Consider the following 21209-nt stretch of genomic DNA (forward strand, 5'->3'; position numbering starts at 1 on the left):
ACAAGGTTCAATAAACTATGTTTACCACGCGTTAAAGAATACCACCACCGGCTCGACCTTCTTTCATAGTTTCACCCTTAACGCTTTTTCGTGAAGTTTCGTGGTAGTTAATAAAACGTTTCTATCAGTCCCGTACACGGTGTAAAGCTGGATTGAAACTCTCCTGGCGGGGGGATATGTGAATCTGCACCCTACTTTGCTTGAGTTAGTTCCGTTACCCTGAATTGAAAACTTCCCTGTCAGTTTCCTGTTGTCTGCGACAACCCCGAATTGCATTCGGGGCTACCCAGGATGTTTTTTGATGCCTTAACTTTCTTTTGTGTGTAGCAGGACTGAAGACGCGCTATTTGTCTCCGGGTTTCGGTAGCTCATCGAGTTTAAACCGCACGGCGACGACCGAGTTTTTGTCTTTGTTGTCGCGGTATTTGACGTAGGTTGTCGCGACGATGGTACCATCCGGGAGCAGTTCTACGCCGGGATAACCACAGTCTCCCGTACGTCCGTGATGATGCAGCAGCTTGACCCGGTACTTGCCGTCACGACCGTTGACGATGTCGTCGTATGTGCCGACCCAGGCGACGAAGTGACCGCGACTGGAACTGCCGGGTGCCTGATCGCGGAAGCAGACCACCAGTTGTCCGTCCTTGGTGAAAACCTGTTTGTGACGGTCGCCGGTCAAGCCCCAGGGAGTATCGACCGGTTTGGTCCAGGTGGCGCCTTCGTCGTTGCTGAACATCATCAGGCTGCGGCCTTTGTGAGTATTTTCACGCAGCAGACAGCAGAGCTGATTGCCGTCCGGGCTGCGGAAGACACAGGGTTCACAGGGATTTTTGCCTGCGACTTCGGCGACTACTTTGGGTTCCGACCAGTGGAAGCCGCCATCATTGGAAATGGTCTGCAGCACGACCAGCGGGGCGCGGTCTTTACCGTCAGGACCTTTATGATAGAGACCCAGGTAACGCCCGTCTTTGAGGCGGACCATACTGCTGAAGGTCATCACACAGGGGAACCCGAGCGGAGGCATTTCTTTCCAGGTGGCGCCGTTGTCTTCACTCATGATGCTGGGCATCCCGGGGCCGCCACGCTTACCAAGTGCCGCGGAGAAGACCCACAAACGGGCTTTTCCTTGCGGATCGATCATGCGATAGATGCTGGGGCAGTTCTGATGCGTCGCGTAACCGGCGGGTAACCGTTCATCAATGCGGGACCAGGTTTTGCCACCATCAACACTTTTGGCCATGGGGCCGGCTGAACCGCCGTGATTGATGCACCAGACCGCCAGGATCGTTTTCTGATCGGGCAGCAGTAACGTCGTGGGATGTCCCTGATAGACTTGAGGCGTACCCGCGGCGATCACGGTCTGCTGGTTCGTCTGTCCGGAGATATCAACCAGGGGGAGTTTGTCATCGGCATAAACGGGGGCCTGAACGGTGAGTGAAATCGTCGTCAGCAGTAAGACGACCAGGCAGGAAGAGAGCGCTTTCATGAATCTTCTTTCTCAGTATTTTCAGGTAGGAAAAATCTGTGTGATGGAAATAGTATTCGTTTGCTTGTGGAACATCTTTAATATATCAGGACTTCAGATCAAAGTCCTTTGTGACCGGTTCAGAACTGGATTCTATCTCGACCGTCAGTTCCGTTTTATCATTAAAACGCGCGGGTAAATATTGAGTTGTCGGAATTTCTTCGGGACCGCCATCCGCTACGATTTTGACATCTTCTTTGGGGCGGTCTGCGGTGATTTTTACCTGGCAGGCACCGATGGGCACGCCTCCCTTGTTTTCAACCCGATATTGTCCCTCTTTAATAATTGCTCCGGCCTGGGGCGCTTCTCTGCCGGCTGCGGGGATGAACCAGATTTCACCCTGTGAAACCGGTTTTCCATCGAAGGTCACATTCCCGGTGACGATGACGCGTTCGGGGCCCGGCTCGCTTGAACTGCAACCGGAGAAAGTCAGTCCGAGAACTACGCTGGAGAGGAGTAAGAGCGATTTCATAAGTCGTCACTTTCGTGTGAAACTGAGTTTGCAGGGAAGCCTGATGCACCGTGTGCGGAATAGCTGCAGGTGATGAATTGAGTCAACCTGTGCCTGGGGAGCGTCCCCCCGATCACAGCAATCGAAGGGAGCACTCAGCAGGCAAGCAGATCGAACAAATATTTCTGTCAGGGGAAGTTGGTGACTTCACGTCCTGCACGCGTGGTTAATGATTTCAGGACACCCGCGTCGATGTTCTCCGAAAGGAAGTGGACGCTGCCATCACCCATCAGAAAGTGACAACCTCCTGTGTGCCAGCTGGAGGCTTCCTGGGAAGCGAGGGTCCAGGATCCTTTACCGGGAGTGGTGTGTGGTCCGTTGATGCCGCCTGCAGTATCAATGTGGTTAACAACGCTCCAGTAATTGCAGTCAAATGAAGCTGGTAATCCACCGGCGACTTCCGCGACGAAGAGTGTATTGCTGGAGCCGTCGATGACATCGCGCATCCGGGTGTTGGAATTGTTATACAGCATGCCGTCTCCGTCTGTGCGCCCCCAGTTCGTAGCGCATTCCCAGGTTCTGGAGTCGGCAACCCCGGCCATGTTGGAACGTCCCAGATCGTCTTTATTTCCAGGGCCGCCATTGTTGATTCCGCCGGTACGGTTGCAGCGAGGTTCCGACTGGGGATCGGAAGGACAGAGGAAGACATTGATGGTGGCACCGACGGCCTGAATATGATTGGAAGGGGCGACATTATAGTTGGTGCTGAAATCAATTTTCTGATAGACCGCGTTGGATTCCAGGAAAGGCAGAATCATCGCGCCCCAGCTGTAACGGTAGACGGCGTTCTGTGACCAGACCGCGCCGGAGCAGCCCCGCCCTGAATCACGGTGATCCGATAGCGGGAAGATGGAGTGAGTTTCATGATAGTTATGCAGTGCCAGGCCAACCTGCTTGAAATTATTTTTGCAGGTGGAGCGGCGGGCCGCTTCTCGAGCCTGCTGGACGGCGGGCAGGAGGATCGCGATCAGAATGGCAATGATGGCGATTACGACCAGAAGTTCAATCAGTGTAAATCCGCGCTTGATTTTCATGATTCTCTCCAGATGAGTCAGGGAAATGAAGTAAATGGAAAAATCGTATGTCTCTCCCAGGGTTCAGAACTGTTACGAATGGAAGTCGGTTCTGAGAAAAAAGGAGCCCTGCTTTGAAAGCAGTTGACATGGTGTAATAACGTGTTATAACATGATGTTACATATTCTCAGCGAAGGAGAATGGTTTGTCAACCGGAAAATGAAAAATGTATGAAGTCACGCAGAATCTGGCCGATCGGGCTTATCGTTATATCAAGCAGGAAATGCAGCAGGGATCACTGGTTCCCGGCTCTCAGCTGGTGAATCGCAAGCTGGCTGCAGAGATTGGAGTGAGCGTCATTCCGGTCCGGGAAGCGATTCACCGCCTGGTTTCAGAAGGACTGGTCGAGCATGTCCCGGGGGCAGGCGCATTTGTGCGGAACCCGAATCGTGAGGATCTGGAAGAACTGTATATGCTGCGGGATGCTCTGGAGAGTTGTGCGGCTGCCGAAGCCTCGCGGTATATTACCCCGCATCAGCTGGATGATCTCCATGCGATGCTGGACGAGTTCGATGAAATTCGGGATCTGATCCGCGAGCGAAGTGATGGCCACGCCACTCCGGCCCAGTTCAATCGCTGGCTGGATCTGGAAGAAGCTTTTCATGAGACAGTGATTGACGCTTCGCGAAATCGTCTGATAGCGAAAGTGATCCGCGAACATCGCGCCGTCACGACGGTATTTGAATCACAGCGAAACAGTTCGAAAATTCTGACGGTTGACTTGGCAGAGAAAACCTGTAACAGCAAAAAAGAGCTGTTGCAGGCGCTGCATGATGGGAACGGTCCCCTGGCCCGCGAAGTGATGAGTGCCCAGATTCAGCGCGGCTGCCGCGACGTACTGGCATTTCTGAGGCAGGAACGCCGTTCCTGAACAGGAGCCCTGCTCTCACCTGCGGGAGGACACACAGGTCCACCCCGCAGTGAAGTGAGAACGGAACCGCTGGTCCGCGATTATTTCTTCTTCAAATCGAAGTTGAACGTGTTTTCGCCTGGTTGCACGTCGGCTTCCAGTGTCGTCTTGTTATTGTACTGATCTGGGATTTCTTTTTCGTCAGTCGTCGCTGTAACGACTGCGTCATCCCCTTCCTGTTCCATTTCATCTTCTTCGTTGGAATTGCTGATCATCACAGTGTTGTGCCCCAGCTTGCAGCCGGGGGTATTGCGAATGTAGATCAATTCGTAGTTACCAGCGACATCAGTTTTCCCGGTGGCAGGACGACCGCTGTCTGGAGAAAATGTGACGGAAACTCCGGCCAGGGGGCTGCCGTCCATCGTCACGGTCCCTTTGACCAGACCCAGTTCCGGCTGATCGCTCACCCCACCTCCACAACCGGTCAGGCTGATGCTGAGTGACAGCAGAGTCATTATTACTAGCGATTCTGTTTTCAATTTCATTGTTCTACTCACTCTCTGTTTGAAGTATCAGATTGACGCCGCTCTCGGTTCAAATGATATTCTGCAGTCGGGGACTGTAGACGGGACGAACAGTTTTCTAAAAACAGTTCATCATCCTGTTCATCAGTTTTATTCGAGAACGCCATGTTTCGAATCAACACGATTATGATTCGAATTCAGAAGAACTGCGTCGCGGTGTGGAGCGACGCAGTTCATATCGCTTTTTTTTAGAAATCAGCGCCTAAGGTTTCCCGTTTGGCCCTGGTGCTCAGTGCACGATACACACTCATGTCGATGTTCTCAGAGAGAAATTTCACTCTGCCGTCACCAAACACGAAGTGGGCACCACCGGTGTGATAGCTTCCCGCTGCTTCTTCGCCGTAGGAATTGATCGGATCATTGCTTTCTGCAGCAATCAGGTATTCCGTCATTTCAGTGGGAGGATTGCTGTCTGCTCCGTTGGAGAAACAGTGCTTGCGGTCACTGCCGCCACCACCCAGCATGTCGGCATCTCCACCTGAGTCAATCACTTCACTGACGAAGATGGTATTTGAGAGGCCATCGGTTACATCGCGGAAGGCGACACTACTGCTGATGTAGAAGACGCCGTCACCGCCCATGCAGCCACCTTTGGCAGCCATGCCGGCGGCATCGGTGATGGAGCCACTGTAGCAGTCATCTCCCGAGCTGCCGATCAGCGTGCCCATGTTGCCGTTATAGTTAGAAGGAGAGTAACCATTCTTCTGAACTCCCTGGGTCACGTCAGGCTGTGAAGGACACCAGAAGACGGAGAGGACAGTCTGTCCGGCCAGTTGTTGTTTCGGATCATTCACGCCGCCTGATTCAGCTCCCATTCCGCTGGAGGTGGGGCCCTGAATGGCATCGTACAGGTTGGCCTGATCGAGGTAAGGCAGCAGACTGGCGTGCCAGGTCCAGCCATGACCATTGTAAGTGGTACCGGATGCATTGAGCAGCACGATACTCCCCGGAGGCAGCGCGCCGTAGGCTTCATGATAATTGTGGCACGCCAGGCCGATCTGCTTAATGTTGTTTTTGCATGTGTTGCGACGTGCAGCTTCGCGCGCCTGTTGGACGGCTGGCAGCAGCAGGGCAATCAGGATCGCAATAATCGCGATGACTACCAGTAACTCAATCAAAGTGAACCCTCTTCGATTTTTCATAAAAACCTCTTCTTAAAAAATTGTTTTGCAGGAACGTGAACTAGAAAAAATAAAGACATTTCCTGTTAGTAGAATTCTTCTGTTAACAACAGAAATCAGATACGAATCAACTGGGAGAATGATCTTTGAGAATGCTTTCGAATATCGAAGAATCAGAATTCTCGTTCGACATGTTTGGCGGGATTCTAAACCTGGTATGTGAAAATATTGTGAAGAATGCGTGAGCTTAGAGAGAGTTAAGCCAATGCTTATGGGATGTATTTCAGTTAAGAATCAGTGAATAATTTTGGCGATTGGCTTCATAGTCATGACATTGATTTTGTTTTTCGCGAACTATTCGCCAGGCCGATGTGTCACAGTTATGAAAAGCACTGCAATTCAGGGATCTGCAGAAATTTTGCGGTATTCATGAGTTCTTAACGCGAAATACAAGGAAAGATCATGAAAGTCTATCTGGACGACGAACGAACGGCACCACCCGGCTGGCAACAGGTACGCTGGCCGGAAGAAGCGATCCAATTATTAAAGACCGGTCTGGTGGAAGAGATCAGTCTCGACCACGACCTGGGCGATGATGCGCGTGGCACGGGATACGATGTGCTGCTCTGGATTGAAGAGGCGGTCGTCACTCGAGACTTTGATCCTCCCGTCATTCAGGTGCACACGGCAAACCCTCCGGCGCGCAATCGCATGGTCGCTGCTGTTCGAACGATTCAGAGACTGACAGAGTGTTACTGCGGTGCAGACTGAAATGATTTTAAAACGCGGGGCTCCCCGTGGCTGCCGGTAAAATCTGATGCTTTGATTTTATCCCGGGATGCCCCTGCTGTTTTTTCTTGTCAGAGTTGATTGAGCATTCTGTTGAATGGAATCAGCACTCCTGATCACCTTCCTCAAACATGGCGTTGAAGCGGCGCTGCATTTCTGCTGGTGTAACCTTTTCGATTTCCGAACCAAGCAGCCATTCATGACCAAACGGATCGAGAACCTTTGCTGCGCGCTCTCCATAAAACTGGTCAGTGGGTTTCTGGATCAGGGTGGCGCCGGCATCCACTGCCTGCTCTGTCAGCAAGTCGACGTCCTGCACATGGAGATGGATCGCAGAACCGGTCGGTGTGGATTCGGCGGGAGCATGAATTCCGTATTCCGGATATTCGTCTGAAACCATGATCGTTGTGGCACCGAATTTGAGTTCCGCGTGCCCGATCCGTCCGCCAGGTTCTGTCAGACGAAAATCTTCGACTGCCCCGAACGCCCGCTTGTAGAACTCGATGGCGGCACCGGCGTCCCGGGTCCGCAGGTAGGGAAAGACTTCATGGATCTGGTTTGACTCGGGATTACTGCTGGTCATGGTTTCAATTCCTGAATCTGGTCGGGGGATGAATTTGGATATCAACCAGTCTACTCGGAAGTGAGCGGCCTGTATTGGAAAAAATTATTACTCAGCCCGGCAGCATGTGATTTTTCCGATCGGGGGCAACTGGTCTGTATTCCGGCGGAGTGACGCCAGTGAACTCTCGAAAATCATGTATCAGGTGGGACTGATCGTAATAGCCGTTCTCCAGTGCCACGTTGGCCCAGGAAAGCTGTTTGCCGCTGACGATCTGATCCAGAACGGACTGAAACCGCTGAATGCGAAAATACAGTTTGGGGGTGAGTCCGACGGCATTCTGGAACTGACGAATGAAACGCTGGTGACTGAATCCCAGTGATTCGCTGACGGTTTTGACGCTGGTCGAACCGGATTCACGAAACCGTTCGGCGGCATAGAGCATTGCCTGGTAAGTCGGATCGGGTTCCGTCAGTCGATTGAGGAGGACCTGTTCCAGAAGGTCAAACCTGTCAGCCGCTGATGCTGCCTGGATGAGCTGTTCCTGTACCTGAAACGCCTATGGGCCCCAGAGTTCTTCCAGGCTGAGATGCAGGTTCATGAGTTCGCTGACGGGGACTCCCAGAAAAGCAGCAGCGCCGCCGGGGTGAAAGTGGACCCGGATTGTGGGAGCGGGTCGGGAAGTATCGAGGGTAAAGGGGCGTGAATAAGCGCCTGAGACAATCGATCCCGAACAGGAAGGGAGGGCGTTGTCCGCAGGGTCAAAAATCGGAACGGGGCGATTGTTCTGCAGTTTAAAGATGAGGTCCACGCTTCCGGTGGGGAGAATCTGCTCCTGCTGCCAGTCCTTGTTAGACTCTCCTTCGGAATGCCAGAGGCATTTGACAAAGCGGTTCAAGGGGCTGGTGAATTGCGTTCGTGTTTCCAGCATGGGACTGGTCTCACTGGGAGTCTGGCCTGGAGAGCTGACAGTCACGGGGCTGTCCTGCCAGACTGTATCCTACAGGGAAACGGGAGCTGGTTCTACCTGGAAGTGTGACTCAGGTTCAGAGCTACCTGTCAAACTCAGTTGGGAGGGAGTGTTGAAGAACCTGCTCTACCAAAAAAATTTCCCCCCATTCCTGCGTTCAGAGAACTGCAAAAACGGGGGGCTGAAAGTCTGCTTGGAGTCAGACAGCAAGATTATTTCTTCTTGCTGGTTTTACCCTTGGCAGTTTTGGTTGTTGTCTCGACAGTTTTGCCAGTTTGCTTTTTGGCACCTTGCCCAATCTTAGAAGTAGATTTGGCCATCACTCGTTCTCCAAATAAAAGGAGGTTTAGAAACAGATATGAACTAAGATATTCATATCGACGCGTAAGTTACCAATCTTTGCAGAATTTGAAATATCAGAGTTCACATTTTTTAAATTTTTGCAAAGAATTTTTTTGACAGGCATTTTCATGGCGCGCTTTGCAGGCATTGCTATCGCGACGAACTGTCGCTGCCGATCTGGATGAGTGCTACTCTCCCCTGCTCTCGTCCTGCTTTTGCGGATTGAAAAACAGGCGGCCGTGACACGCGTACGAGCTTAGAAAAACTGTCCGAACTGTCGCGTGAAACCAGGTGTGGCTTTCGTCCTCTGAAAATAAAAAACGGGCGGATCTGTATGTCCGCCCGTCTGGTCTGAATGCCCGGAGTGGGACTGGCTGCTGTTTGCCCCGGACTCCTGTTTTTATGGTTTTTCAGTTAGAAATCAGCACCTAACGTTTCCCGCTTGGCTCTGGTGCTGATGGCCCGGTAGAGGGTCATGTCCATGTTCTCGGAGAGGAAGCGAACGCGACCATCGCCGAATACGAAGTGGGCACCGCCGGTGTGGTAGCTGCCGGCTGCCTCTTCCGCGTAGCCGTTGATCGGGTCGTTGCTTTCAGCGGCGATCAGGTACTCACTCATTTCCGTAGGCGGGTTGCTGTCTGCGCCGCCGGAGAAACAGTGCTTGCGGTCACTGCCGCCACCACCCAGCATGTCGGAATCTCCACCCGAGTCGATCACTTCACTGACGAAGATGGTGTTGGACAGACCATCGGTGACATCGCGGAATGCGACGGCACTGCTGATGTAGAAAATGCCGTCGGCGTTCATACAGCCTCCCGGGGCTGTCATGCCCGCTGGATCGGTTACGGAACCGCCGTAGCAGTTATCTCCCGAGTAACCGATGAGCGTACCCATGTTGCCGTTGTAGTTCGAAGGCGAATAGCCCCCTTTCTGGACGCCTTGGGTTACGTCGGGTTGTGAGGGACACCAGAAGACAGAGAGCACGGTCTGGCCAGCCAGCTGCTGTTTGGCACTGGTAGTTCCTCCGGACTCAGCCCCCAGGCCGCTGGAATCGGGGCCTTGAATCTGGTCGTACATATTGGCCTGATCGAGATAAGGCAGAATGGGGGCATGCCAGGTCCAGCCATGACCGTAATATTTAGTGCCGTTAAAGTAAACGATGCTGCCCGATGGCAGGCATTTGAAACTGGAGTGGTAGTTGTGGAGTGCCAGTCCAATCTGCTTCAGGTTGTTTTTACAGCTGTTGCGTCGGGCGGCTTCCCGGGCCTGCTGGACTGCCGGCAGCAGCAGTGCAATCAGGATTGCGATAATCGCGATGACTACCAATAGCTCAATTAATGTGAACGCTCTTCGGTTCTTCATTCGTCTCCCCCCTTGGAAAAATTAATATGCAGGAACATGCAGTAAAAGAAAAATTGGTTGAGATGGAATCGCTCTGACTTCTAGCCAGACAGGTGTTATTGATTAATGGAAGTGTCATCTTTGATGAGCACTCCCTGTGAAAAATGATTGATGAGAAGAGCTCTCTGCTGACGGGTATGGGGGGAGTCTACAGCGGGATTGTGAAGAAATCGTGAAGAGGATGTGATGTTATCAAGGGTAAGTGCACTCTGATGTAACTATTTATTATTAAGAGTTTATGAAGAATTCGAGCATCACTTTGAGATATCATTTCCCGGGGCTGATTTCAGGGAGTCAAATCTCTGGGGAGACGAGCTTTGGCGTTACGGACGCCGCAAAAATCAGATGTTTGTGGTGCCTGAAATGCATTCACAGTATCTTAATGGAAAACACAGGAAACGTTCACAAAACGTGGTTTTGACAGCTCAAAACGGACTGATGACCAGAGAACCGAAGCGAAAAAAATATGAATATTTTGTGAATCGAAAAGATAAAACGAACATTTTATTCTTTGCAGGGGTTCTACCCGGCTCCAGAGACGATCAATTGAGGTTCAGTTTGTCCTGCGTTCAGCCTCTGGCTTTGATCTGACTGATAATTGTCGGGTCGGTGATTTTCGTGTCGTCTGCCAGCAGAAAGGCTTTACTGAGGATAATCGACAGCATATTGTCTCCCTCAAAGGGGAGGAACAGGTTGTTTGCTGTTTTGCCGGCCATCGACTGATTGGGGATGATGCAGAGATAGGCGTCGTGAGGCGACATCAGGATGTTACCGCTCCCCAGGTGAATCTTGTAGGTGTGCAGCGTTCCCTGGACGAGCAGAAATTTATCTTCAAATGAGCACTGGCTGGCGATTTTGAGTCGCGGGACGAGCCGTTGCAGGATCTCTTTGCGGGTCTGGGCGGTTTCAGTCAGTTCGCCGAATGAGTAGCTCTGCCAGTAATCGATGTAACGCCCTTCCGGCCCGCCATCAGACCAGGTGGGATCGTTGGCGACCGAGGCAACGCCGACAAACAGGTCGACATCGCGCATCAACTCGCTGAAGACCAGTGGCGGAATCACTTCCAGATTGAGCGGGTTGTCGCTCCCCTCTTCTCCCCAGGTGCCATAGCCGCCTCCGCCGGCATGCGCGATACGCGGGGCTGCTTTCAGGGGATAAAAGCGAACCTGATCCGTAGCGAGATAGAGAAACGTTCCCGCATCATTGGTGTCGACTCCATAGTTATCGCCGATTCCTTCCACCCAGAATTCAGCCCGCAGGTTCCATTTGGGGAGCAGTTTCCTGGCCGGGGGATAGAAATCATCGACCATCAGCCGCAACTGGTTTTTCCAGCCCCGTGCACCGCAGAGGGCGTTGAACTGATGCTGTTTGATGATGTGGGCCGCATACCGGTTGGAATAGACGCCAGTGTTCCGTTCCGCATCGGTCAGCAGGTAGACTTCCCGGTGTGCCTGTTTGAAGGGCTGCTGAATTTTGTGTTCTTCCAGCCAGTCGCGCCAGCCCATCACCTCTTCGACCGGTTTTTCAATCGGATGCCAGAGTTCGACGGTTGTGCTGGCATTCAGATTCTCGATCGGCTCATTGTTCCGGTCGACGAGCTGACTATCCAGCCAGATGCCGTCGATGACGTCATCTCCTGTTTTAAAACACCAGATGATCCGTCGGGCCAGTGTGCCGACCAGGGGATGATCGAGATAGCGTTCCTGCCAGATTGCGAGGGGCCAGACTTTCTGTTCCAGGAACAGGTTGTCGATCCGTTCGCGTTGAGCGGGAAGCATCTTCTGAATGTCCTTGGCACCCGCTTTGAGATCTTTCAGCTCCTCGGAGAAGTCTTTTTTGACCGCCGCCGGGACCGACTTCTGCGGCTTACCGTCCGCTTTGAGCCACACCAGCTGAGTCGTGGTGGTGCCGGTGATGGTCAACTGGGCGGTGAAGTCGCCTAATGGCTCTTCGAGCTTACCGACCTCCGTCAGCCCGTAAGCGGGAACGCCCATTTCTTCGATCTCTTCCCGGGGAACCTGCATCCGTTCGGCGGTTTCATTGAGTGCTTTTTCAATTCCCTTCTGGGCGGTGCCGAATTTGATTCTGACTTTGAGATAAGCCAGCTGCCCGAGCGCCGTCTCATTGGTAATCTGTCCCAGAGCCCAGACACAGGCGTTACCCACTTTGATCGCGCGAGGGCCGACGCCGGGCACTTTTTTGTAAGTGGAAATTGCCAGAGCAGCCAGTGCGCGAGCCAGTCTGGCATCATCAATCAGGCTGCAGCACCAGGCCAGGCCTTTGAGGGTATCAGTATGCAGGTCGATGAGCATCATATTCGGGTCGGGTCCCCAGCGGCGTGGATTCAAAGGCTGTGTGCGGGGCTTATCAACCAGGGGGAACCATTCCAGCAGAGTTTGGGTGAATGGTTCTTCGCCGATCTCGGCAACCAGGGGTGTGGCTGTCTTCACCCATTTAGCGGAGGGCTTGCCTGCCGAAGCGGTCTGGCAGTGAGCGAGTAAGGCCCCCCACGCATTTTGCAGAGGGCCGGGCATCGCTGCACTGTCGGCCAGGGCTTTGTCCGACCAGGCTTCCCCCGCTTTAAGCGGAAAACGGGTATGATTATTACTGAGTGTCTGGAGAATTCTGATGAGCGGGAAGATTTCCTCGTCCTTTAATTTGAGCAGGGCATCTGCCAGACCGGACAGTGATTGTTTGAGCTGGTAGTCTGGCTGTTCTTCAGACTTCTCCAGATAACCTTTGACGCGATTGATGAATGCTTTTATGTGGGGATGAGTCCACTGATCGTAGCCCCTGGTGCAGGCACAGCAATCTGCCAGCCAGGCATATTCCGGCATCGTAAAGGGGAGATTGCGACTGATCAGCCGGGCTGCAACGTGGACAGGCACCTTGGAATACTCAGGTCTCTGCTCTGGCAGTGAATCATAAATTTGCTGGAAGTTCTCGGGCCAGATGTTGTTGTAACGGTCGTCGTAGCCCAGATACCGCAGACCGAACGCCAGAAAGATAAAATCACGCTGGACGGCTTTCTGTTCTGCCATGATCTCTTCCACGCAGGGGAGACTGGCAATTTCTGAGAAGTCGCAGACAGTATAATTTTCTGTGGCGATCAGTAACTTTCGGTAGAGTTCGTCAGCGCGGGAAGAGTATTGCATGGGCGTACTGTCAATTCCGGGGTGAGGGGCAGCGGTTGAACGGTCGGTCGAGCAAGCGTAGGATCAGCCACCCACGAGCAGTGTCAGCTTCAGGAATGAGACTTCAGATTGCGGCGTGATCGTGATCTCTTCGTCCAGTGATTCCGCCTGTCGCTCGTTCACCAGAATCAGGATCTGATTCCGTTCGAAGGCTTCCACGGCTTTAGCGAACTGCTCGTGCCAGTCGATCTCGCGACTTTTTTTCAGCTTGAAGCCGTTGAGACTTTCTTCGGTATCGGTGGGCTGGATCAGCCCCCGGAAATGTTCGGTCCGCTTTGCGTTAAAGTCTTTGACTTCCTGGTAGACCCGGCTGCGAATCAACTCGCGGACGGTGATCGTTTCCGTCAGAAATTCGAGTGTGATTTCGCCGATGATTTTCCCGGTCATGCTTTCGTCGCGAATGGTCAGAGTGGTCGCTGACATGAAGGATCCCTTCTGAAAGACTTGCTGAGAATGTGACTGCTCTACTGTGCGATTGTACTCTGGTCGGATTTCGGATGCCAGTGTTGTCTTTGAGGGAAACGTTCGATTCATTCGATCTTCATTTTCTATCGCGAACGGAACGAACAACAGGGAGCAGTTAAATGGAAGTGCTGAGAAGGAATTGTTATTTGTCTGCGATGTTTCGTCTGAAGTTTTCCGTCAGCTCATTATTACATATGACATGTCATGGAAAACTGATAGGATAGTCATTCAGAGACGAGATGCAGCAACAAACCGCTTTGAAGAGTACTCACCGATGTCCGACTTCATCAATATGACCCAGGCAGCGCAGTCGGGAGACTGGGCGATGGCCGAACAATTACTGCCTCAGGTTTATGATGAATTGCGGAAACTGGCAGTTGGCTATTTAGCAAAAGAGCAGTCGGCCCACGCGAGGCAGGCGACTTCCCTGGTTCATGAGGCGTATCTGCGACTGGTGAGGAACGACGGCGAATGGAACGGCGAAGGTCATTTCTTTGGAGCAGCTGCGATTGCCATTCGACGTATCCTGGTGGAAAACGCACGGAGTCGACGCAGTCTCAAACGGGGCGGAAATGCCGTTCACCAGGAACTGGACGAAGCTGCCATCGCTACAACAGCGGAACCGGTAGAAGATCTGATCGCGCTGGATGAGGCACTCAATCGCCTCTCCGCCGTCAATTCACAGGCCACAGAGCTGGTTCAACTTCTTTATTTTTCAGGGCTTACGTTGAGTCAATCTGCGGAGGTGATGGGCATGTCACCCCGTTCTGCCGACCGCCTGTGGGCGTACGCGAAAGCCTGGCTCCGTCGCGAGATGCGAACGGATTTGGAAAATTCCTGAAATTTCTGGCGTCCTCAACTGCGACTTGACGCACTGGTAGGTAACGAGGAACAGAGGGGCCTGTCCGCAGCCTTTTTGTTCGGATTACCAGATTCCCCTGCTGCGTGAGGTTAAATCGTGTCTTTTCATTCCAGAAGCATATTCTCTCTGTTCTTTGTTTTTCTGATTCCCTGTACTGTACATGCTGGTGATATTAATGGACGCGTTCCCTTTCACCGTCTGACGCAGGAGAGTTGGTTAGGGGGGGCGAACATCGGACGAGCTGCCGAAATCGACAAACCGCTGGAGTTATTCGAGGAACCGACGCCACCGCCACAACGGGATAATGACCCTGATGAGAACCTGAATCGAGTGCTGATGATCCTGGCGAAGGCAGACGCGGATCGGGGGAAAAACGGAAAGAGCGATCTGGAAGTGGCCCAGGAAGAATTTGAGGAGCGGGTCAAGGCGGCGATGAAGTCGCTTGAGGAACTGTTCGAGAAGGAGAAAGCCATCGCGATCAAGCGCGGCAACACACATGCTGCCGATTTGATCGATCGACAGTGGAAACGGTTCAAAGAAAAACGAATCCTGCCTTCCGTGATTCGGACCACGCACTTTGAAAAAGAGATGGTCGTGGCGGTGACGGCCATTCAGAAAGCTTACCAGAGTGAAATCGCAGACTGCAGGCGCGATGGAAACCAGGCCAAAGCATCCCTACTGGAAACGAAAGCCTACAATCAGATCTCGCCTTATGTGTTTGACGGGCGTCGCAGTTATATCCGCGAAGGGGGGGCCGTGTATGCCATTCAGCCGGACCACAGCTGGCTGGAAGTGAAAAATAAAGGCAAGAGCCACGTTTATTTTTATGAGGCGGCCCGCAAATCGGATTATATCGAACTGAAAAGCCGGACCACAGACATCCGCGTTCGTCTCTACCATGACCGGGTCTCACTGAAAGACGGTTATTACCCCTGGCGTCACTTTAAAAATGGTCGCTGGGCCCAGTGAGACTCAGAGGCCAGCTCCCGATGAACGCTCTGTTTTTCGCTATCGATACTCTTTTTTCCACAGGTTCCCCTTTCCATAATAGAGACATTCATCGAGTGGAATGATGCTCGACAGATGATTGCCCATACAGACAGGCAATTCACTCCTGAGGAAATCCTGAACAGGACCGGGGTGAATGTTTATAGAAATATCAATTATGACTGAACAGGAAATCTTTAACGAAGCGCTGGAGATCGACGACGTGCAGAGTCGGTCCGCGTTTCTCGATCAGGTGTGCGGCGACGACCAGTTGCTGCGGAAACAGGTTGACGCTTTACTGGAAGAGTATGCACGCTCGGGGGAATTCCTGGGAGTTCCCGCAGTAGAACAGATCAGACGCGCCAGTGATGTGACGCGGGATCACCCGGATGAGAGTGGGCACGAAGATCACCTGGACCTGAGTTTCCTGGAACCGCCGACGGTGGAAGGTTCGCTGGGCAGTCTGTGTCACTACGACATTCAGGAACTGATCGGTCGTGGCGGGTGTGGGATCGTGTTCAAGGCCTTTGATCAGCGACTGCACCGGATTGTGGCCATCAAAGTCATGACGCCCGCAATGGCGGTCACTTCCCCGGCCCGTAAACGATTCCTGCGCGAAGCCCGGGCGACCGCGGCGATTCGTCATGAAAATGTCGTCAGTATCTATGCAGTCGAAGAGGCCCCCCTTCCCTTTCTGGTCATGGAATACATCGATGGGAAAACATTGCAGCAACTGATCGACGAGACTGGTCCGCTCGAACTCACCACCATCTGTCGACTGGGGCGGATGATCGCCAACGGGCTCGAAGCCGCCCATCTGCAGGGGCTGATCCATCGTGATATCAAGCCGGCCAACATTCTGATTGAGTCGGGTACAGGCCAGGTCAAACTCACCGATTTCGGTCTGGCCCGCGCAGCAGATGACGCCAGTCGGTCGCAGAGCGGTATCATCGCCGGGACCCCGCTGTATATGTCGCCAGAGCAGGTGCAGGGATTCAAGCTCGATCAGCGAAGCGACCTGTTCAGCCTGGGGAGCGTGCTGTATGTGATGTGTACCGGACGGCCCCCTTTTCGGGCGCCATCAACACTGGCCGTGCTCAAACGGGTCGTCGATGAACAGCCCCGCGAAATACAGGAAGTCATCACGGAAATACCCGACTGGCTGGTGGCTCTCATTCATAAACTGCATGAGAAGGAACCGGAAAATCGTTTCGCTTCGGCACAGGAGGTCGCAGATCTGTTAGCGGACGCTCCCGAACAGGCGGTACAGAAACATAAATCGTCAGAAGCGACGTCCAGCGACTCCGGGGAAAAACGACGCGGTCTGTTACCCTGGATGAAGGCAGCGGCAATTCTGATTGTTCTGCTTTCAAGTTTTGGCTTCACCGAAGCGACCGGCATTACCAATTTGCGGGGGACCGTGATCCGCCTGTTCTCACCTGAGGGAACGCTGGTGATCGAAGTGAACGATCCCGGCGTCAGTGTCTCAATTGACGGGCAGGAACTGGTGATTACCGGAGCCGGCGTCAAAGAGCTTCGCTTGAAACCGGGACAATATCAGCTGCAGGCCAGCAAAGATGGTAAAGTTCTGCAGCAGGAACTGGTCATCATTACCCGGGACGGACGGCAAGTCGTTCAGGTCAGTCGGGAAACGGCGCCGGTTGCATCGAAGCCGACGGAAACGGTAAAGCAAATCACCGCAGCAGATTCCAAATCCACGGACCCCGACCGACTCGCTGCGGAATATGTACTCTCAATGGGTGGGAAAGTCTGGATCAACAAAGACTCGGCGTTTACAGACGGGAACGGGATTCAGTCGCTGGCGAAGTTACCGGTAGAACCATTTCGTTTGACTCATGCTGAATTGATCAGTAACGCACGCGTGACCGATGCCGGGCTGGAGGCATTTCGCGGAACGAAGCACCTGCGTGGTATCTATCTGACGAATTCGACGAAGGTGGGCGATGCGGGGGTCGCGAATCTTAAAGAGAACTCTCACCTGCACGAGATTCATTTATGGGGCACGAAAGTTTCGGGGACGGGATTGAAGGCGTTTACGAACTGCAGTGAGGTCATCGATTTTTACATCGGTTTTACCCGTGTGACGAATGCCGACATGCCCTTCTTTCGCAACTTTGCCGGCTGGAAGACACTACGGTGCATTATGGTTTCCGGACTGAATATTTCGGATTCAGGATTCGCCAGTCTGGTGGGTGCCCCCGGATTGGGGCAGATTCATCTTGAAGGTTCCAAGATCACGGATGCCGGTTTGCTCGAGTTGGCGAAGTGTCCCAAACTGGGGCTGATCTGGGCCTTTGACACGCAGCTCACCCCCGCGGGGATCGAACGTTTTATGCAGGCGCGGAACGGTAAATGCGGCATTCGCTGGGAAAAACCGGGCATGCCGCCTGAGAGTGAGGGGGCGGTTGTTTCGAAGGAACCTGCTGCAGCCGAAGTCGATGCCGACTTTTCACGCGTCTGGCGTCTCACCACCATGCAGCCTCGCGATGTCAGTTATGGGTGGCAACCCGGTCCAAGGCACATTTTTGTCGCGCCGCAGTTCGAACGCTGTCACGAATACCTGGTTGTGAATCAGCTCAGTTCGATCACCTGGAAAGTCCCTGAGGGCACGCGCAGCTTCACGGCGACCGGTTTATACAATTTCGGCTGTTATGTCAGCTTCAACATTGCCTTTGATGGGAAACCTGTTTTCAGCAGTGGAGTGACCCGCCTGGAAAAAATCGCGTTGAACATTCCCGCGGAGTGTCGCAGCATCACACTTTCTGTCGGACGCGTGACGGAGAACAGCGAATTTGCCGCCGGCTGTCCGGTGTACTGGCTGAAGCCCCGCATGTATAACGAGCCGTTGACGACTGCCAACACCGCGCCCGAGACGAAAACGTTTACGAAGCTCACCGCGCTCAAGCCGATCGAGGGGGAAGCGAAAATTTCGCACGACGGTTCTTACCAGACGAATCCGGACGAACTCACGGTTGAGCCCCCTGGCTTCGACATGCTGCCATACTGCTCCGACCTGCTGTGGGCGCACGCTCCTTCGAGGCAGGTATTCGACATCCCAGAGGGGGCACAACGGTTTCGCGCGGTGGGAGCAGCGTACCGAAGCCGCTCGGTCCGGTTCGCGTTGAAAATCGACGGTCAGGAAGTTTACCGCAGCCCGATTGCAGGCATCGTGTCGATCGATGTGCCACTCCCCGCGGGAGCAAAGCAGATCGTCCTCCTGACGGACACCTGCGGCGATGATCGAAACGACTGGGCCGACTGGTGCTACCCGCGATTTGTGGGACTGTAATCGGCTCTATTGGTAATTGGCGTGCTTTAACTCATCTGATTATGGTGTGATTTCAGGTTAACCACTGGTATTCGATGAAAAACCGAACTTCACGTTGACAGTTGAAATCTTCAAGTCAATAATCAGGGAATCACCTCTGAACAAAATATGAGCTACTGAATTTCTGCAAACAGCAGGTTCAGGTTGTCTGTCGCCGCGGAGGGCTTGTGAGTCAGGAAGGAACCCCTCTGGCCTGTCGTTTTCTTTGTCGTTTCAGATTTCTCCATCGATTTCGTCGCGAAAGGAAAATGCTATGGTTCGTATGCTGGCTTCCACTGTGTTGTATGTGCTCGGAAATGCGATCGGAATCGTTGTGGCTGCCAAGGTCTTGCCTGGCTTTTCCATCAATTTCTGGTCGATCTTCATGGTCGCGGCGATCTTCACGTTGATCGTAGTCGTGATCACGCCTCTGCTCATTAAGATCTCGCTCAAAAACGTGCCCCAGATGAGTGGCGGCGTGGCGCTGGTGGCAATCCTTGTCGGTCTGATCGGAACGAGCATGTTCTCGGACGGACTTCAGATCACCGGCCTCACCACCTGGATCCTGGCACCGTTGATCATCTGGATCATTGCTTTGATCGCAGGCCTGGTGCTGCCTCTGTTTCTATTCAAGAAAACCCTGGAAAAGGTGAAGGAGTCCTGAACGACAGCAGCACGAAGTTACTCGAAAGTTTCTGACCGGAGATTACAAACCCTGGGTGGTCCTGGATGTAATCCGGGACGAGCGGAGCGAGCAGGAGGTCTTAGCTGCCGGTGACGAACGTTGTGGGGAGAGAGCAATCTGCCTGCGGAAGCAAGTCAGGTCAGTTGTTTCTTTGTTGATCGATTCCCCTGCGACCTCCTGTTGTCTGCGACAACCTCGAATTCCATTCGAGGCCACCCGGAGAGAATTGACCGGTTCTCTTTTTTCTACTACGAAAGTCACGAAAAACACGAAACCTGTCAGCAGTGAAATGGATGTGCTGCTGATGTATCGCCATTTATCTGCGAGACTGATTGGAAACAGCCATGCTCATCGTCTAAACTGGAAGTTGCCTCGCCAGTCGCTCAATTTGAAGCTGCTTTCATTCAGGGAGTTCATTGTGGAAGTCCGACATAAAGGAGAGCTCTATGCCATCGGCAGTGTGATTCTGCTGTTAATCCTCTGGCTGCTGGTGTGGTCTTACTGGACGCGCCACCTGACGATTACCTTTCTGGATTCCGGCAAACCGATTGAAGACTTGACGATGGAAGTGATCATCGCGAATGCCCATGAATTGAACGGAAAAATTTTCCGCACGAATGCCGACGGGCAGATCATCCTCTCGCGGCCTTCGGTCAACTGCAGTGCCGTCGTTATTTTGCGGTGTCCGAATGGAAGAAGAGTGAATACATCGCTCCCCATCAAACGGGTCTCCTGGACCAGTTTCGAGTTCGGGCCGACTTACGACAAAGACATGATGTTTACCACCAGTTTTCCGGGCCGCACTGTGACACAACGCAGTTTCCCCGACCCGCCGAGTAGCGAATAAGATTCTTTCGCCTAAACAGAAGCTGATCAACTATACGGGTGTTGCATGCGGGGTCAGGCAGCGGTTAAGATGTTGAAATAGTGCTCACACATAATAGAGAAGACCTGATCGAGAGAGAGACGAGGACCGACCCGATGACCGGCAAAATTTCCAAAGTAAAACAGACCTGTATTCTCTTGGGAATCCTGCTCGTCTGTGGAACGGCAACTGTGCAGGCGGCGGAACCGGTCTGTGTCTGGGAAGTGGTCAGCACATATCGCAAGCATCTGGACGACGGGCGGCTCACACTGCTGTCGGACGGTAAGACGGACACGGGGCTCCCCTGGACTCTCACAGGAGATACTGTCGATTTCGGGAAGGAAGGCAGCGCGAAACCACTACCTGGTGGGACGTATTATAAAGGGAACTGGATCGGAGGCTGGCAGCTGCACGGTCGTGTCTTAATGAATAATGCCACCATCAAGTCGGAAATCGTCACTCCCGAAACGATGCCCGATACTGCCGGGGAAAGCATGATTGGCACGAAGCCGGCGCCAGGTCTGCAGGATTCGATCGTCGATGTCTGGGAGTTCGTCGCCGTCCTGCCGGGCACCAACAGTTTCATCAGGCTGACCTGTGACTTCACGCCAAACAAACTGGTCCTGGACGGCGATCGTAAGATTGGGACGTACGAATTTCAGAAATCGGCCGTGGTGGTCAATTTCCTTGATCCTCAGTTCGGTCGCGTTGTGTTTGTTGAGAAGCCGGACAATGTACTTTCGGGAAAAGGAAAAGCAGTAAACCGCAAACGCTGGAATCTGCAGTTTACCCGCGTGCAGAGACAGACCGTCTACCAGACAGCCGAGAATAAAGAGTTTGTGCTCTACACCAACAACCGCGTGAATTCGCCACGTTACACGCCGGACTTCTGGTCGACGTTTTACTGGTATCCCATCATTGAAAAAGGGAAACGGGTTATTTATTTCCGAAGCCGCGAAGCAAAAATGACTGCGGGCGGACGGGCGTTGGAATGGTATGACCAGAAGATGGTCTTTGTCGCAGGTGTCCCACCCCGGTAAGAAAACGGAGACGCGCATCTCCGGATTGATATTCCAAACTCATAACCTGCATCA

Annotated in this window: 19 protein-coding genes; 8 read left to right on the forward strand and 11 right to left on the reverse strand. The window is 53.0% G+C overall.

The features are described 5' to 3' along the window. Positions 1-343: 343 nt before the first annotated feature. The 3 genes from ACN0YN_RS03165 to ACN0YN_RS03175 all read right to left on the reverse strand — a co-directional run bounded on the left by ACN0YN_RS03165 (position 344) and on the right by ACN0YN_RS03175 (position 3070). On the reverse strand, positions 344-1486 hold the full coding sequence (locus tag ACN0YN_RS03165; RefSeq protein ID WP_417383536.1) for a sialidase family protein: 1143 nt from the start codon (positions 1484-1486) through the stop codon (positions 344-346). Between the two features lie 85 nt (positions 1487-1571). Further along, positions 1572-1997, reverse strand: coding sequence for a hypothetical protein (locus ACN0YN_RS03170; RefSeq protein WP_417383537.1), 426 nt, complete (start codon positions 1995-1997; stop codon positions 1572-1574). 167 nt (positions 1998-2164) lie between these two features. Further along, on the reverse strand, positions 2165-3070 hold the full coding sequence (locus tag ACN0YN_RS03175; RefSeq protein WP_417383538.1) for a DUF1559 domain-containing protein: 906 nt from the start codon (positions 3068-3070) through the stop codon (positions 2165-2167). 206 nt (positions 3071-3276) lie between these two features. Here ACN0YN_RS03175 and ACN0YN_RS03180 point away from each other — a divergent pair, with 206 nt between their 5' ends. Beyond that, entirely contained in the window at positions 3277-3981 is a 705-nt protein-coding gene (locus ACN0YN_RS03180; RefSeq protein ID WP_417383539.1) for a GntR family transcriptional regulator, read from the forward strand. A gap of 80 nt (positions 3982-4061) precedes the next feature. Here ACN0YN_RS03180 and ACN0YN_RS03185 read toward each other — a convergent pair whose 3' ends face one another. Together ACN0YN_RS03185 and ACN0YN_RS03190 are read right to left on the reverse strand one after the other, a co-directional pair. Continuing rightward, on the reverse strand, positions 4062-4475 hold the full coding sequence (locus ACN0YN_RS03185; RefSeq protein WP_417383540.1) for a hypothetical protein: 414 nt from the start codon (positions 4473-4475) through the stop codon (positions 4062-4064). Between the two features lie 257 nt (positions 4476-4732). Beyond that, entirely contained in the window at positions 4733-5686 is a 954-nt protein-coding gene (locus tag ACN0YN_RS03190; protein ID WP_417383541.1) for a DUF1559 domain-containing protein, read from the reverse strand. 441 nt (positions 5687-6127) lie between these two features. On the opposite strand from ACN0YN_RS03190, the gene ACN0YN_RS03195 reads away from it, so the two are divergent. Next, complete coding sequence (locus ACN0YN_RS03195; protein ID WP_417383542.1) at positions 6128-6436, forward strand: cyclic-phosphate processing receiver domain-containing protein; 309 nt, start codon at positions 6128-6130, stop codon at positions 6434-6436. A gap of 121 nt (positions 6437-6557) precedes the next feature. Here the strand turns inward: ACN0YN_RS03195 and ACN0YN_RS03200 are convergent, their stop codons facing one another. From ACN0YN_RS03200 to ACN0YN_RS03225, 6 genes are all read right to left on the reverse strand, one after another. Then, on the reverse strand, positions 6558-7037 hold the full coding sequence (locus ACN0YN_RS03200; protein ID WP_417383543.1) for a VOC family protein: 480 nt from the start codon (positions 7035-7037) through the stop codon (positions 6558-6560). Between the two features lie 91 nt (positions 7038-7128). Continuing rightward, complete coding sequence (locus tag ACN0YN_RS03205; protein ID WP_417383544.1) at positions 7129-7461, reverse strand: helix-turn-helix domain-containing protein; 333 nt, start codon at positions 7459-7461, stop codon at positions 7129-7131. 114 nt (positions 7462-7575) lie between these two features. Then, positions 7576-7992, reverse strand: a complete 417-nt coding sequence (locus ACN0YN_RS03210; protein WP_417383545.1) for a DUF6597 domain-containing transcriptional factor — start codon at positions 7990-7992, stop codon at positions 7576-7578. Positions 7993-8742: 750 nt separating this feature from the next. Then, positions 8743-9690, reverse strand: coding sequence for a DUF1559 domain-containing protein (locus ACN0YN_RS03215; protein WP_417383546.1), 948 nt, complete (start codon positions 9688-9690; stop codon positions 8743-8745). Positions 9691-10298: 608 nt separating this feature from the next. Next, complete coding sequence (locus tag ACN0YN_RS03220) at positions 10299-12884, reverse strand: DUF4132 domain-containing protein (RefSeq protein ID WP_417383547.1); 2586 nt, start codon at positions 12882-12884, stop codon at positions 10299-10301. Positions 12885-12947: 63 nt separating this feature from the next. Next, complete coding sequence (locus tag ACN0YN_RS03225) at positions 12948-13346, reverse strand: hypothetical protein (RefSeq protein ID WP_417383548.1); 399 nt, start codon at positions 13344-13346, stop codon at positions 12948-12950. Between the two features lie 316 nt (positions 13347-13662). Here ACN0YN_RS03225 and ACN0YN_RS03230 point away from each other — a divergent pair, with 316 nt between their 5' ends. The 6 genes from ACN0YN_RS03230 to ACN0YN_RS03255 all read left to right on the forward strand — a co-directional run bounded on the left by ACN0YN_RS03230 (position 13663) and on the right by ACN0YN_RS03255 (position 21155). Then, positions 13663-14229 carry an ECF-type sigma factor gene (locus ACN0YN_RS03230; RefSeq protein ID WP_417383549.1) on the forward strand — a complete coding sequence of 189 codons (567 nt, stop codon included), beginning with the start codon at positions 13663-13665 and terminating at the stop codon, positions 14227-14229. 117 nt (positions 14230-14346) lie between these two features. Beyond that, positions 14347-15219, forward strand: coding sequence for a hypothetical protein (locus ACN0YN_RS03235; protein ID WP_417383550.1), 873 nt, complete (start codon positions 14347-14349; stop codon positions 15217-15219). A 196-nt stretch (positions 15220-15415) separates the two neighbouring features. Continuing rightward, positions 15416-18547 carry a protein kinase domain-containing protein gene (locus ACN0YN_RS03240; protein ID WP_417383551.1) on the forward strand — a complete coding sequence of 1044 codons (3132 nt, stop codon included), beginning with the start codon at positions 15416-15418 and terminating at the stop codon, positions 18545-18547. A gap of 292 nt (positions 18548-18839) precedes the next feature. Further along, positions 18840-19229 (forward strand): phage holin family protein, encoded by a 390-nt coding sequence (locus ACN0YN_RS03245; protein WP_417383552.1) that lies wholly within the window; start codon positions 18840-18842, stop codon positions 19227-19229. A 247-nt stretch (positions 19230-19476) separates the two neighbouring features. After that, entirely contained in the window at positions 19477-20097 is a 621-nt protein-coding gene (locus ACN0YN_RS03250) for a hypothetical protein (protein ID WP_417383553.1), read from the forward strand. Positions 20098-20231: 134 nt separating this feature from the next. Further along, positions 20232-21155: a hypothetical protein gene (locus tag ACN0YN_RS03255; protein ID WP_417383554.1), complete on the forward strand. Its 924-nt coding sequence runs from the start codon at positions 20232-20234 to the stop codon at positions 21153-21155. Positions 21156-21209: the final 54 nt, after the last annotated feature.

Source organism: Gimesia sp. (genome assembly GCF_048260065.1).
In the GTDB taxonomy this organism is placed as follows: domain Bacteria; phylum Planctomycetota; class Planctomycetia; order Planctomycetales; family Planctomycetaceae; genus Gimesia.